Below are 15,005 nucleotides of genomic sequence, written 5' to 3' on the forward strand. Positions count from 1 at the left end.
CTGCAGAAAAACTTGAATGCTGCACGTGGCAATCTTGAGTAGCGCGGCCGGCGAGGTCTTTGCCATCTGCTGGCAGATTCCGAAAAGGTCCACCTCCGCCTGCTCAGCAGGGAGGGGGAGGTCTGGCGTGAACAGATCCTAGACCGCGAGGAAGTCGTCTCCCTGCGCTGCAGTGGTTTATCGGTTACTCTCTCCCCGGACGACTTCTACGAAGACAGCGGGTTCACCTGAGCAGAGCAGGATCAGGGCAACCACGCGGCGAGCCAGTCATCCAGGTGATTTTCCAGCAGCCAATGTGCACGCACCTTTTCCCGTAGATGGTTCCCCATCTCCGCCAGGGCCTGCCGATCCGAGACCGCTTCGCGGATGGCCCTCATCCAATCGCGGTAACGGTTGTTCACCCGTACTACCGGAAAATCACCCTGGTAGGGATAGACATCCGAGCAGACCACGGGGTAACCGAGAATTCCGTACTCCAGTAGCCGCAGATGACTCTTCGCCTCATTGAAGGGGTTATCTTCCAGAGGCGCCAGGGCAAGGTCCAAATCCAGGCTCGCCAATTTGGCGGGATATTGGGGCAGCGGAACGCCGCCGTGTACTTCGTGGACGTAAGGGCGCAGGGCATCGGGGCAAAGACCGAAAAAGACCCACTCCACCTCATTGGCGAGATCACGGACCACATCGGCAATCATCTCCAGATCGCCGGTATGCCCCACGCCCCCCGCCCAGCCTACCCGCGGCTTTGGCCCGCCGCGCCGCTGCGGGCGCAAAGCACCCCATATTGCGTCCTCGACGCAGTTGGGCTGTACCCGAACTTCATCGCTGAAACCCTTGTAGGCTTGCGCTAGGGGCTCGGTTGCGACCACCAGACGGTTGCACAAACCCGCCGCTTTGCGAAAGCGCTTGGCGATATCTTTGTGAATATGTGCCTTGTGCAGACTCTTCACCGGCAAGTTGGTGATGAGGTCGTCGATTTCGAAGACGCGGAAGGCTTTGGACAGGGCCTTGTGGCGTTCTAGGGCCTCGATCTGTGGCCACTCCATCTGCCGCTGCACGACGATGCTGTCGGGAGCGAAGCGCTTCATCTCGGCGGGCTCGAAGATGCGCATGGTCTCCCATCCCTGTACCCGCCCTCCCCGCTGCAAGGCGCGCATGGGGCTGATGATGCGGTACTCGCCGCAGCCCTCTCGATCTGCGGGATGCACCAGGATGCGCGGGCGGGGACGCCAGTCCGGGTCCCAGGTCAAGGCGGCCTGATCCTCGAGCAGAAAATCTGTACTGGCGAGGCTCAAATGCCGGTTGTACGCCGGATCAAAGGCCAGTTGCGGCAGCCACTTGCGGTAAAAAGCCATTTTTTCGCTGGCAAAACGTTTTTCCTTCTCAGGGCTCGGCTTTTTTTCCACTTCGCCGCGCTGACTCGCCGAGCCCTCGTGCATCAATATGGCCCAGGGGGTAAAGACGATCTTCTTGCCCCGCTCGCGCACTTTGAGGCAAAGGTCGACATCGTTGTAGGAGACCTGAAAACGCTCTTCGTCCAACCCGCCAACATCCCGGTAGAGCGCCTTGGAGACGAGCAAACAGGCACCGGTCACGGCGGAAAGATCTTGGGTCAACATGGCGCGCCCAAAGTACCCGCGGTATTCCGCTGCTTGACCGATGAAGGGGTGCTCCGCAGGTCCTTTCATCCCCAGAATCACGCCAGCGTGCTGAATTTTGCCGTCAGGAAAGAGTAGCTTCGCCCCAACAATGCCGACTTCTGGACGCAGGGCATGGCTGACCATCTCTTCCAACCAGTCTTCATGCAAGGCGGCGGTATCGTTGTTGAGCAGCAAAATCAGATCGCCGCGAGCCTCCTCAACGGCGCGATTGTTCATTGCCGAAAAATTGAAGGGTCCGGGGTGACGCAGGACGCGTAGGCGTCCCCCCAGACTCTCCTCCTGGGCACTGAGCAAATCCAGATAGTTGCGGGCCTCGACCTCATCGCTGTCGTTATCGACGATGAGGATTTCATAGTGGGGATAGCGGGTCTTTTCGATGATCGATTCCACACAGCGTTGCAAGATGGCAACCTGGTTGCGCGTGGGTATGATGATGGAAACTAGCGGGGTCGCCGACAGGGGATAGCGCACTCGAGTGGAGGGCGGAAACGGCCCAGGCAGGACCTCGGCGGCAATCCCCAGACGTTGCAGGTGACGTTCCAATGCTCCCTTGCTGGCCGCCAAAATCTCCTCGATGGATTTATTGCAGTGACCCCCCCCCTGCAACCGGTGGTACAACACTTCTGGAATGTGCCCGATGCCCTCGTCTCCCACCTGCTCCCAGGCGCGGAGCACAAGATCATAATCCTCGGCGCCATCCGCTGCCGGATCAAAGCCGCCCAAAGCAGCAAAAAGTTCCTTTTTGACCAACAATAGACCGCCGATGTACGGCAGGCTACGCAGGTAATCGATATTGAAATCGGGCTTGCAATGGGGATTCACATGCTGCCCGTCGGCAGTCAACGAGTCCTCGTCCGTGTAAATGACCTGCCATTCCGGATGTGCGGTAATGGCCTGCTGGATGCGAAAGATGGCGTCCGGAGTAAGCTCGTCTCCCGTATCCAGCAAAGCAATCCAATCGTCCCGGCTGGAAAGGAGATGCTTGTTGAGAACTGCGAGCCAGCTTTCATCACCCGGCTTGGATTGAATCTGCAAAAGTTCAGCGCCCACCCATTGTGCATCAATACTGGCGATCGTACCCGCCGCAGAGCGAGACGGATGCAACAGCACGGAAGCCGCAACCCGAGGCGACTGCTGACCAGACACTGACTCAGCAGCCAACATTTCTTTGGCCCAAGCACTTTCCACCGGTAGCCAACGCGCCTCGGGCAGCCACGGCGAGACCTGACGCACCGGATCTACCATGAGCGCGCCTGGGCTGTCGCAGACGTCCAACCCCGCGCGCTCGGCTCTCTCGTTTGAAGTCACGTGAGGAGTAGAGTTAGAAAATCTAGTGTTGACAATCTCAACTTGGGTTTGCACCCTGCGAAGTAGAACTTCCGGGCTATTAGATGGATGTTTTGCGCAAACTTGTTCAAACGAGCTCATCCATTTAACAAATCCTAAGCCATGAGTGAGCGAGTCCTTTTTATCTACTCTTTGTCTAACCTTGACGAGCACATCATCGCAATTAACAACTGTCCTACCCCGGGTCAATCGAAGCAAAAAGTCCCAATCCTCATATACCTCAAGACCAGCGTCGAAAAACTCACGAAAGCTTTCACTCTTATACGAAACAGAAGGGAGTGGAATATAGTTTCCGCCAAGCAACTTATCAAAGTCAAACGACATGCCAGCGTATGGGTAAGCACGGGATAGCTCCTTTCTGCCAGCAGAATCTATGGTTTCATAAATATATACACTACCAGAAACAACAACATCAGCGTCCCTCAAAGAATCAATTATATGGGAAAAGTAATCCTGCTCAAACTCATCGTCATCATCAAGGAAAACGACAATATCAGACTTCAATGTGCGAAGCCCAGTATTTCTAGCCTGCGACGCACCATAACTATGATCGTGCTGTAGCAATGTTATACGATTATCAGAGAACTCTCGAATAATTTGAGAAACATCAACGCCACCATCGTTTACAACGACCAGAATCCAATTTTCGTACAGTTGATTGATCACAGATCGTATAGCATCTCGAAGCAGTAAAGGTCGATTTTTAGACGGTAGAATTACACCAACAACTGGGTTCCATTTGTCCGTACATGAATGCAATAACAAATCTTCCCACTTCGGAAGAACTGATGACCAAGAAAATTCGTCAACCCATTGTTTCTTTCCTGCTTTAGATAGCTCTCCTCGCAGACTTTTTGAAGAAAGAAGCTCCGCGATATGAACTGGAAATTCATTAAGGAAAGCAACCCGGCCGCCAGAATACTCATAGACGCCCTCACTATACGGCACAGATAGCCAAGGCAAACCCTGACTCATAGCCTCTATAATTGCAACCGGAGAAACCTCTCCATGAGATGGTATTAAGAGAAGAGCACAACTCGCCATAGCTGCCCTGACATCCGCCCCATCAAGGTCTGGAAGCCAATGCACCCTAGGATCTCGCAGTATCGCAGACTTAACCTTTTCAACATATGAGACATCGGCGGTAGCATGGCCAATAATCACCACATGCCAATTGCCGGCAGTTTTGAATAGCACATCAAGAAGACCCAGATGATTTTTTACTGGCCACAAATTGGCAACATGCAAGAGAATCGGAAATTCATCATCGATGCCCAATCTGGACCGAAGATTAAAGGTGCTAGCATTGCCGGTAGTAGCGTTCGGAATCACAACTGGAAGAACTCCAATTTCAGAAAGAAATTCGTTTTCGATCCCATTTTTTGTTAGACTAACAACAGCCGAGGCGCGGCGCAAGACAGATTCTAATTGTTTTTTAAAATCTTCCATACCCTTCCATACTTCAAACCCTTGACGATTTATTAACGGCTGAACAATAATCTTCGTTTTTTCATTATCTATGTGCAAATTACTGAGGGACCAAATCGGCCAACTAAGGGGATCCGAAATAATAATCACAGATGAGTAATCGTTATTTTCAATTATAGAACGAAGCGCTTTTGCCGCAGAACTCTTCCACGGAATTTCGTTTTCATTCACCGTAATACTCAAGATATCAATTCCACGATAATTTTTAGCATTACGCTCTGGAAGAGCTCTCGTAGCCACTTCTACAATCTTTCCGGAAGCAACAAGTTGCAAAGCAAGTTGCTCAACTATCGACTCAACGCCACCAACAGAGGGCCAGAAGTAATCGCAAACTATGAGCAATCTGAAATCTCTATTTTCACATGACTGAACGATGTTACAGCCTCCCATCATACTACCGCCAGTGGCTTCGCAGACGTTATATTTAGGTTCTTCGATGTTTCATGTGGGTAGCCTGAGATCCAGTTTACCGAGGATCAGGTAGGCCATGTTGATAAAGTTCTTGTGGGTACGGTAGCCACGGGCTTTTGCCTTGGCGGACTGGAGGAGGCTATTGAAGCCTTCCAGAATCCCGTTGGTGATCTGGCTCTCGAACCAGCGGAGCACACCATCCCAGTGATTCATGACGGTGTAGGCGACCTTGACCATTGGCGGTAATCCGCTGTCCTTGACGTTTTCCACCCAGGCCTTGAGCAGGGTGGCGCCCTGGTGGCGATTCTGGACGGTGAAGATTTCTTGGAAGGTCAGGCGAAGCTGATAAGCCTGTGCTGTCTTGAGGTTCTGGTTCTTGAGGATCTCCCGGAGCCTGGCGCTTTGCTTGGCGGAGAGCTTTCCCGGGTTCTTGAGCCAAAGCCAGCGGCTCTTTTTCAGGTCTGGTTGGGAGAGGGCTTCCCCCTTGCGTACGGCATCTACGGCCTCATTGACGAGCTTCATGAGGTGAAAGCGATCGAAGGTGACCTGGGCGTTGGGCAGGTGTTCTGCGGCCCCTTTTTGGAAGGCTGGCGAGAGGTCCATGCTGACCTCCGTAATGGCCTCGGCGCTGCCGCCATGGGCCTGCAGATCTTCGGCGAACTGCGCAAAAGTCTCGGCATCCTTGCCGGGTGTGGCAAACAGCAGGCGCTTCGCCACGAGGTCCACAAACAGGGTGATGTAATCATGGCCGCGCCGGCTGCTCGTCTCATCGATACCGACGGAATGGACCTCTGACATGTCCGCGGCCTCGCGGGCCTTGGCGACGTAATGATCGAGCACCCGCCAGAGTCGCTGGTCCGTCTCCCGCACTAGGCGGGAGACCGTCAACACGGGCATCTCCCGGACCATGGCCATGACTAGAGCCTCAAAGAGCAGCGTGAATCCCGAGCCTTCCCGCGCCCAAGGGACGGATACCAAATGCACGCCGTGTTCCGGGCAATGGACCCGTGGTACGCGGGCATGGAGATAAGCCGCATGCTGGAAGAAGTCGAGGTGACGCCAGACCTTCTCCTGGGTGTCATAGACCGGGCAGTCCTGGCCGCAGACCGGACAGGGAAACTGACTACCCCTTGGGAAGTTCACATGCAGGTCCAGGCGCTTTTCCTCCACCGTGAACCGCACATCGTCCACCATCCACGGCGGAACCAACCCCAACGCCAGAGTGAACAGTTGATTACCTTGGTCCATCCTTATCCTCAGCTCGCTGCCCTTCCCATAAAGCAATCATACCGCCTTACCCACTCAATGTGTCGAGGAGCCTATATTTAATCTTCGCGGATTCTTTTTTTGCTCTTAAGATAATAGAAATATCATTAAATGCACCCAGCTCAAAAATTTCCCAAGGGGAATATTTACGGATCGTATTATACAAATTATATGGGCTATACCAGCAATTATGATCTGGATGAACCAATTCTGAAAAATGCCCATCATTCAAAACCCTAAAGTGCCGAGAATAACACTGAACCGCGTCTGGTGCAGTAAATAATATCTCGTCAAATTTTAATTGATTAAGACTTTCTAGAAAATTTTCGACATTTCCAACATGTTCAATAACCTCTGGAACAATAACTAAATCATAGCTATCAAATATTTTATTTACATCTGAAAATAGCTTACCTTTAACATGCGCTTGAATTAAAGGAAAAGCCTCAACATTGGTATCAAAGCCATCAAGAGCTTTGCAAACCCCATCTAAATAGACATGAAGATTATTATTAATATCCGTAATCGGCCAATCTGCGAAACCAACATGCAAGACTCTTTTTCCGTGACAAAACTCACGAAATACTTCAAATCTATTTCTGTTTTTATATTTATCTGTTAGAACCAAATTTTGTTCAAAAAAGCTATTTGAATAATGCGGACTAGACACCGTCATTACCTCCCCAAATTCACGTATATTTAACTCAAATATAATTAAACAAACTCAACCCCTGCACCTGCACAAACGCTTTTTGCGCTGCCTGCAGGGCTGTTGAGCTCTCTTGAAACTGGGTGATGACCTGGGGATAGCTGATATCTGCCAGACTGCTTTGTGTGCTTTGAAATTGTTCGGTCAGATTTGTATTCAGCGTGCTCACCGACTGCGCCTGCTGGAGCTGCGAACCAATGCTTGCCTGGACACTGAGGAGCTGTGTCTGGGCATTGCTGAGATTGGCGAGCGCGTTGCTCAGGCCCTGGGCGCGCTCGGTATTCGCCGCGGGCGAACCGGTACCGGCCTGCAAGGCAGTAATGATGCTCTGAAACGTCTGGAAAAGACTTTGTGGCCGCGCGGCACTCAAGACGAAACTCTCCGTTTGGCCGGATCCTGGCGCTCCCTGCGTGCTCACGCTCGCCATTGGACTATTGGGATCGTTCGGGTCGGGAATGTCGATGCTCTGTCCTGGCGTGAATGCTCCAGAACTGACCGGGCTCCAGGAGGAACTCGGTGAGTTTCCGGTCCCACTACTCACGGTGTAGGTCATGCCACTACTGCCCTGGCTGATACTGATCTGGTAACTCGCCCCTTGGGCAATGAAGGCAGACTGGGCGGCCGCGCTATCTAGGACCGAGCCAGGTCCCAGAGTGACGGTACCAGAACTGCTGGATCCATAATTGCTGCCGCTCGGCGTAACCGTAAAGGTACCATTTCCCGCTGGAATATTCATGAAAATTGCACTGCCCGGTTGGCTACTCGGCACGCTCAGAGACGGGCCAATTTGCAACGAATTTGTGCCACCATCGCCCTGGTAGAGGACTTGTCCATTACTCTGCAGGGCAAATGGCGGGCTGCCATCCTGCGAACCACCGTAGATGTACTTGCCGTTGGCATCCTGGGTATTTGCCAACTGTACCAGCTGCTGCAGATTTCCCTGCATGGTGGTAACGGCATTTTGCAAATCATTACTGTTGACCGTGCCATTATTCATTTGCACGGCGAGCTGCTGGACCTGATTCATGAGCGTGCTTACGCTCTGCAAAGTGCTCGAACTCAGTTGTAGATTTTGCTGGGCGTACTGATTGCTCTGCTGGTAGCTCTGCAGATTGGCGATACGCGCCCCCAGATCGAGCGATTGCGAGTACGCGGTGGGATTATCGGCGGGATTGGTCAAGGCATTGCCCGTGGAAAGCTGCTGACTGAGCTGATTCAGCGTGCTCTGCTGCTGCAGCATGCCGCTAAGCCCGGCCTGAAAAATCTGTTGTGTACTCACGCGCATCTCGCTTCTCCTGTCACAACGCCTGGATCAGAGACTGAAACAGGGTATTCCCCACGGAAATCGCCTTGGCTGCTGCCTGATAGGCCTGCTGATAAAGAATGAGATTGGCCGCTTCCTGATCCAAGTTCACCCCAGAATACGACTGCTGCGCCGACTGCGCCTGGCTGAGGACACTTGCCTGCGCCTGCGCCTGATCCTGCGCCTGATTGGCCTGCGTGGTGACTTGCGTCAGTAGCTGTGCCGCCTGAGCGTTGGCATTATTCGCGCCACCGTTGAAAATGCCTTGCGTCGCCAGGCCCGCCATGGCCTGCGCATTACCGTTACTACCCGCCCCACCGGGGCTGATGGTAATGGTGTCTCCCTTGCCTACCAGAGTACCCGAGAGCAGCATCTGGTAATACCCGCCCGGCGGATCATTGGGGTAGGCAATGTCGATGGCGGTTCCCGAACTGCCCAAGGCCACCGTACCGCTGGCAAGCGTGGTGCCATTGGCAGTAATGGTGAAGTCGGCGGAGCCACTACTGGCTCCATTGCTGAATTGCAACTCTGCAGTGCCTGTCATGGGAAAGCCAAGTCCACTCACCTGCACCGCGCCTGCGGTACTGCCACTCACAAACTGGCCAGCAGAGAGGGTCATATTGCCCAGGTTATTGTTGACCAAAGCACCGCTGGTCATGACGCCAGGACTACCCACATACGGGCTGGCGGCCGCAATTTGACTGGGATCGCTCATGATCGTCTGCATGCCCGCGGCACCCAGGCGCGTCGGCTCCACCAAAAATCGATCGCCCGTGGCAACACTACCCGACACCTGCACCTGAAAGCCTTCCGTCGAAAAATTGAGGGACGTTGCGCCACCAGTGCTGACCGTTCCCGACGTCGTTTGTAGCACCGCGCCGGTACTCGCGTTACTCAGCTGCCAGTAACCACTGGCGCCCTTGCGCAAGATATACTCGTCACCCGTCAGGTTGCCGATATTGGTGATCTTGCCCTGGAGAGCGGCAGCAGAGGAACCACTGCTATTGCTGCTATTGGCAAAGATCTGCACGCCGCCGGTCTGAAAAATGGCGGTACCGGAACTCCCCTGCAGATTCAGACCCTGCGCTTGCTGTCCATTCACTTGCGCAGCGATGCCATCGGCCAGCAAGCCCAGACCGTTCTCGGCCGGCTGCAGGGATTGCGCGCGCAGTTGTAGGAGACCACCGAGGATTCCGCCACTAAGGTTCTTCGTGATGTCCGCGCTCCCCTGTGCGCCTTCGTAGGCTATATCCAGATTTTGCTGATTGTACGGACTCGCCTGCGTCTTCAGGGAGAAGGCGGTGGAGCCGGCAACCAGGGCCTGCCCGTTGGAAAGAAACACATTGATTTGGCTGTTGTTCTGGCGAACGACCTGGACCCCGACCTGCGCGTTCAGTTGCGTCAATAGTTGGTCGCGCTGATCGAGGAGGTCGTTGGGGGTGCCATTGCCCAAACCCGCCGAATTGGCAATCTGCTGGTTCAACTGGGCAATCTGAGTGCTCAGCTGATTGATGCTGGACACGCTCTGCTGCATCTGCTGATTGATGCCCTGACCAATCTGATTGAGCTGCTGCGCGAGGGACTGAAAGGTATTGCTGAGGGTCTGCGCGTCACCCAACATCGCTTGGCGTGATGGAATATCGCTCGGGTTGGCGGCCACCTGTGCCACCCCGGAGAAAAACTGCTGAATTTGCGTACTCACACTGCCACTACTGAGCACGCCCAATATCTGCTGTAGCCCCTGGGACAGCGTCGCCGCGCCACTGGAACCCGCACTCGCCGACCAGACCTGCCCCTGCAGGAAGCTACTATACACCCGCTGCACGTCGGTAATTTGCGTGCCATTCCCGTAGAACTGGCCGCCCAAATAGCTGGGGTGGTGGTCGATTGGATGACGGTTTCCTGACTATAACCCGGAGTGTTGACGTTGGCGATATTATTACCCGTCACCTGCAAGGCCTGTTGCGCCGCCTGCAAACCCGTCAGTGAGGTATTGATCAGACCCGAAACACCAGACATCTCACGCACTCCCCAAGGAATGACCGCGTCCGATGCGGTCGGCAAAGCTCTCGCTGGAAGACTGGGTCTGCGGCTCCAGCCGCGCACGGATCTCCGCCATCCCGACCCGCAGGGCATGTTCAAAGGCGGCGACGATCTCCTGCAGCTCCAGCACCGCCGACTGCAGGGCGGGACTGGCTTCTCGAGCTCCGGCTGCCGCGCGCAGATCCAACAAGCGCGCGAGCAATTCCCGCTGCGTTGCCAGGCTGGCGGTATCACTCGGCGTACCGGCCTGCAGCGCCGCCCGCGCCTGCTCGAGCACCGCCGTCAGGCGTTGCAGGGTCTGTAGTTCTTCGCGTTCGCTGGCTTCCATGCCCATCTCCGTCGCTTCATACACCGTTAAACGGCACGTTCTTGGCAAAGCTCAAGGGGTGAGCCCCGTGCCGGCCAGTGCTGCCTGCATCACTGGCCCTTGCGCGAGTGCGGTGATCTTGGTCGCATAGTTGGGATCGGTAGCATATCCGCCATTCTGCAAAGCCTGCGCAAAGCCGGCGATGTTGTTCCCCTGACCCAAAGCGGCCCGATACCGCGGGCTATTCAGCAGCAGTTGGGTGTAGTTCGCCACACTGGCCGCAACATTCTGATAGGCGCGAAAGCTCGCATCCTCTACGGTGTTCACGCCGTCGACAAATTCATGGGTGAGATTCTGCAGGGCACTTCCACTCCAGCCGCTGCCCGCCTTGATCCCAAAGAGGTTGTCACCGGGTGCATGCGCTCCCCAACCGGTTTCCAGGGCCGCCTGGGCAAGGATGGCAACCGGCGAGACATCCAGTTGCACCGCCGCCTGCCGCACTGCAGGCAGAATGCTCTGCACGAAGGCCTTGGCTCGCTGCAGCAGGCTCTGACCAGGCTGATTCCAGTTGGGCGCGCTGATGTTCTGGACATTGGACGTCGTCGGTGCTGCCGGAATCGTTACTGGAGTATTCGCCGCCTCAGCCTTGGCTGCGGTTTTCGCATCCCAATGCAGGTGATAGCGAGTGGCGATCTCCTGCGCCAGGGTGCTCGCCAGACCAACGCCACGCCCCTGTGCCACCGTTTGCGCAATCTGCTCGGTGAACAGCGACTGAAACATCGGTCCACTGCTCTTACCGAGCAGATCGGAGCCAAAAGTGGTTTTACTCATCGTGGAAAGCATTTCGTCCAACAGCATCGCCTCGAACTGCTTGGCCGTAGCCAGGATGGCGGCCGGATTTTTGTCCTTGGCTTCCTGATGGAGCTGCTGCAGCTGGGCAAAACCGAGGGCGTTGCTGCTCACGGCTGCCGCCCCCTGGCCGTTGAGATTGACGGCGTGACTCTGCGCCTGCAGGGCAATGCCGCCCGTGCTCATATCACCTCCAGCTGGGCATGTAGCGCACCGGCCGCCTTCATTGCCTGTAGAATTGCGATCAGATCCGTTGGCGTCGCACCCACAGCGTTCAGGGCGCGCACTACTGCCTCCAGGCTCACTCCCGGCTCAAACATCAGCAACTTGGCCTGCGGTTGCTGGATCTTGACGTTGGCCTGGGGCACAACAACCGTCTGACCGGCACCCAAGGGATTAGGCTGACTCACCAGATATTTCTGCGAAATGGTGACCGAAAGGTTACCATGCGCCACCGCACAACTGCCGAGCGTGACGTTTTGCCCAAGCACCACCGTACCACTGCGCGCATCGATCACCACCTTGGCGACCGGCGTTTCGGGATCGACTTGCAGATTTTCGATCAATGCCAGAAAGTTGACACGCTGCCCCGGATCGCTCGGCGCCCTGACCTCGACCACCCCGGCATTGAGGGCCTGCGCGGTGCCACCGCCAAGACTGCGGTTGATGGCATCGACGATACGTGCCGCCGTGGTGAAACTGGGCGTGTGCAGGTCCAGCTGCAGCGGTCCGCCGTTGGCGAAGCCACTCGGCACCGCCCGCTCGACATTGGCACCGTTAGGAATGGTACCCGCGGTGGTGATGTTCACCTGCGCCGAGGTGCCATTGCTGCTCGCGCCGAAACCACTGACGATGATGTTGCCCTGGGCCACGGCATAGGTCTGGCCATCGGCACCTTTCAGCGGCGTCATCAGCAGAGTGCCACCCGCAAGGCTCGAGGCATTGCCCACCGCCGAGACGGTGACGTTGATGGTCTGCCCCGGCTGGGCAAAGGGCGGTAGATGCGCGGTGACCATGACTGCCGCCACATCCTTGGGTTGCAGGTTGGTAGCCACCGACGCTGGCAAATTGATGCCGAGGCGCTGAAACATATTGAGCAGGGACTGGGTGGTATAGGGAACTTGAGTCGCCTGGTCGCCGGTTCCGTTCAAACCCACCACCAGCCCATAGCCTACCAGCTGGTTGCTGCGCACCCCGGAGACCATGGCCAGATTGCGGATACTTTCTGCGCTACTCGGCAGCGCGGCAGCCAGCAACAAGGCGACACCCAGCAGAGAGAACAACCAGCGGATGACCAGACGCGATTTCATCGACAATCTCCCGATGCTTAGAATGGCCAGAGAGAAAGAAAGAATCGTGCCAGCCATGGCATCCGTGCCGCCGCGTAGATGCTACCGTCACCGCTATATTCCACTCGAGCATCGGCAATCTGCGTGGAAAGCACGGTATTTTGCGGCGTTACATCGGCGGGGCGCACCACTCCGGCAACCCGGATGAACTCATGCCCACCGTTGAGCAACACCTCTTTGGAGCCCTCGATCACCAGATTACCATTGCCCATCACCCGCACCACCGTGGTTTCGAGGGTGGCGGTAAAGGTATTGCTCTGGGTCGTGGCGCCAGTGCCGCCAAATTTTTGGCTACTGTTCGCGCCCATGGAGGGACTGATTTGCGAGCCGCCGATATTGCCAAAGGCCGGCGTCAGACCAAAGAAGTTGGTCAGCGCCGCACTCAGGGAGTCGGAGCGGTTGATGGCAGTATTGGTGTTGTTCGAGGCGCTGGCATTCTCCTGGATCAGCACCGTGATCAGATCGCCCACACGGTTGGCGCGGTTGTCGGCAAAGAGGGAGACATTGGTCTCCGGCTGCCAGATGGCACCATTGGCCGGATGCGCATTCAGCGAGGCGGGCTCGGCGGGGATGGGCAACGGCTTGATCGGCTCCATACTCGGGTGCTGCATATCCGCGCAGGCAGTCAAGCCCAGCACCAGGAACAGCACGGAGCACAGACGCCAGAGATTTTGCCAGCGAAATCCAATCATTCCCCGCATGAGCAACCCCTCGTCAGATATTCTGGATGGCGTAGCCCAACATCGAATCCGAGGTCGAGACCGCCTTGCTGTTGATTTCATAGGCCCGTTGGGTGGCGATCATGTCTACCAGCTCGGACACCACGTTGACGTTGGAGGATTCGAGGTAACCCTGCTGCACCGTGCCCAAGCCATTCAGGCTGGGTTGGCCGGTCTGCGGCGCCCCGGAAGAACCCGTCTGCAGATAGAGGTTGCCGCCAATACTCTGCAGGCCGGTGGGATTGATGAAGTTGGCAAGCTGGATGGTGCCCACCTGCTGCGGCGCCGCCTGCCCCGGCAGCACGACCGAAACCGTGCCATCCTCGCCGATGGTGATACTCTGCGCATTCGGCGGGATAGTGACGGGTGGCTGCAAGAGATACCCATTGGAAGTGACCAGTTGCCCCTGGTTATTGAGCTGAAAGGTTCCATCGCGGGTGTAGGCAATGGTGCCGTTCGGCTCCAGGATCTGGAAGAAACCTTGACCATTGATGCCGACATCGAGAGCGTTCCCCGTCTGCGTCAGGTTGCCCTGGGTCATCAGCCGCTCGGTAGCCACGACCCGCACCCCGGTACCCAGCTGCAGTCCCGATGGATACTGGGTGGTCTGCGACGACTGCGCGCCGGGTTGCCGCAGATTCTGATAAAGCAGGTCCTGAAATACTGCCCGAGACTGTTTGAAGCCGGTGGTATTCACATTCGCCAGATTATTGGCGATGACGTCCATCTTGGTCTGTTCCCCTTCCAGACCAGTGGCTGCCACATAGAGAGAGCGCATCATAGAATTTTCTCCTTACCGTCAGGAAAGCACGAGGATCTGATTGGCTGTATTGCGATCCTGATCGATGGTCTGGATCAACTTGGTCTGCATTTCGAACTGCCGACTGTCCTGCAGCATCTGGATCATGCTGTGGATGGGATTGACGTTGCTACCCTCCAGCGCGCCTCCTTCCAGGACGACAGCGGGATCCTCAGGTGCCGCTTTGCCGTCACTTGTACGGAACAGTCCATCGGCGCCCTTGCGCAGATCCTTTTCCGGCGGATTCACCAGCTTGATCTGGTTGATGACGAGCAGACCATTGGGCTGATTGCCCTGGGGTACGCCAGAAATCGTGCCATTACTACCAATGGTCAGACCCGTCATGGGTGGCAGGGAGATGGGGGCACCATTGACCCCGAGCACCGGATGACCAGTGGCGGTCTCGAGGATGCCCTGTCCGTTGACCTGGAGATTTCCATCGCGGGTATAGGCCTCTTTGCCGTCCGTACCCTGCACGGCAATCCACCCCTGCCCATCGATCGCGACATCTAACGGCCGCCCGGTATGAACGATCGGCCCACTCTGGAAGTCCCAACTGTCGTCGGTAGTTGCGGTATAGACCCGAGTCGGCAGCCCCGCCCCGGAACCGTACACAGGCAAGGCCCGCGATTCCGCAATTTCCGCACGGAAACCACTGGTATTGGCATTGGCAAGATTGTTTGCCACGACGTCCTGCCGCTGCAGCAAGGTCTTGGCACCGGTCATGGCGATGTAGAGCGTATCCACGGCGATCTAC

General features: G+C 56.0%; 12 protein-coding genes and 1 pseudogene. All 13 read right to left on the bottom strand.

Translation table 11 applies throughout. From position 1 onward, the window contains the following. Window positions 1-242 precede the first annotated feature (242 nt). Window positions 243-2,903, bottom strand: coding sequence for a glycosyltransferase (locus tag ORD17_RS00105; RefSeq protein WP_308388911.1), 2,661 nt, complete (start codon window positions 2,901-2,903; stop codon window positions 243-245). 471 nt (window positions 2,904-3,374) lie between these two features. Continuing rightward, window positions 3,375-4,886, bottom strand: a pseudogene (locus tag ORD17_RS13385) (glycosyltransferase); the annotation flags it as partial. A gap of 48 nt (window positions 4,887-4,934) precedes the next feature. After that, a complete protein-coding gene (locus ORD17_RS00110; protein WP_014003049.1) occupies window positions 4,935-6,152 on the bottom strand; it encodes an ISL3 family transposase in 1,218 nt (405 codons plus the stop codon). Window positions 6,153-6,198: 46 nt separating this feature from the next. Continuing rightward, complete coding sequence (locus ORD17_RS00115) at window positions 6,199-6,840, bottom strand: hypothetical protein (protein ID WP_308388912.1); 642 nt, start codon at window positions 6,838-6,840, stop codon at window positions 6,199-6,201. A 34-nt stretch (window positions 6,841-6,874) separates the two neighbouring features. Continuing rightward, a complete protein-coding gene (gene flgL, locus ORD17_RS00120; RefSeq protein WP_308388913.1) occupies window positions 6,875-8,164 on the bottom strand; it encodes a flagellar hook-associated protein FlgL in 1,290 nt (429 codons plus the stop codon). A gap of 13 nt (window positions 8,165-8,177) precedes the next feature. Further along, window positions 8,178-9,998, bottom strand: coding sequence for a flagellar basal body rod C-terminal domain-containing protein (locus ORD17_RS00125; RefSeq protein ID WP_308388914.1), 1,821 nt, complete (start codon window positions 9,996-9,998; stop codon window positions 8,178-8,180). Then, window positions 9,881-10,318 (bottom strand): flagellar basal body protein, encoded by a 438-nt coding sequence (locus tag ORD17_RS00130; RefSeq protein WP_308390107.1) that lies wholly within the window; start codon window positions 10,316-10,318, stop codon window positions 9,881-9,883. Before ORD17_RS00130 ends, ORD17_RS00125 begins: the two co-directional genes overlap by 118 nt. Then, window positions 10,203-10,553: a hypothetical protein gene (locus ORD17_RS00135; protein WP_308388915.1), complete on the bottom strand. Its 351-nt coding sequence runs from the start codon at window positions 10,551-10,553 to the stop codon at window positions 10,203-10,205. Before ORD17_RS00135 ends, ORD17_RS00130 begins: the two co-directional genes overlap by 116 nt. Window positions 10,554-10,604: 51 nt before the next feature. Then, complete coding sequence (gene flgJ, locus ORD17_RS00140) at window positions 10,605-11,567, bottom strand: flagellar assembly peptidoglycan hydrolase FlgJ (protein WP_308388916.1); 963 nt, start codon at window positions 11,565-11,567, stop codon at window positions 10,605-10,607. Continuing rightward, on the bottom strand, window positions 11,564-12,691 hold the full coding sequence (locus ORD17_RS00145) for a flagellar basal body P-ring protein FlgI (RefSeq protein ID WP_308388917.1): 1,128 nt from the start codon (window positions 12,689-12,691) through the stop codon (window positions 11,564-11,566). Before ORD17_RS00145 ends, flgJ begins: the two co-directional genes overlap by 4 nt. A 17-nt stretch (window positions 12,692-12,708) precedes the next feature. After that, entirely contained in the window at window positions 12,709-13,431 is a 723-nt protein-coding gene (locus tag ORD17_RS00150) for a flagellar basal body L-ring protein FlgH (RefSeq protein WP_308388918.1), read from the bottom strand. Window positions 13,432-13,444: 13 nt separating this feature from the next. Then, window positions 13,445-14,230, bottom strand: coding sequence for a flagellar basal-body rod protein FlgG (gene flgG, locus ORD17_RS00155; RefSeq protein ID WP_308388919.1), 786 nt, complete (start codon window positions 14,228-14,230; stop codon window positions 13,445-13,447). An 18-nt stretch (window positions 14,231-14,248) separates the two neighbouring features. After that, complete coding sequence (gene flgF / locus ORD17_RS00160) at window positions 14,249-14,995, bottom strand: flagellar basal-body rod protein FlgF (protein ID WP_308388920.1); 747 nt, start codon at window positions 14,993-14,995, stop codon at window positions 14,249-14,251. Window positions 14,996-15,005 lie beyond the last annotated feature (10 nt).

The organism is Acidithiobacillus sp. AMEEHan, assembly GCF_030996345.1.
GTDB lineage: Bacteria > Pseudomonadota > Gammaproteobacteria > Acidithiobacillales > Acidithiobacillaceae > Igneacidithiobacillus.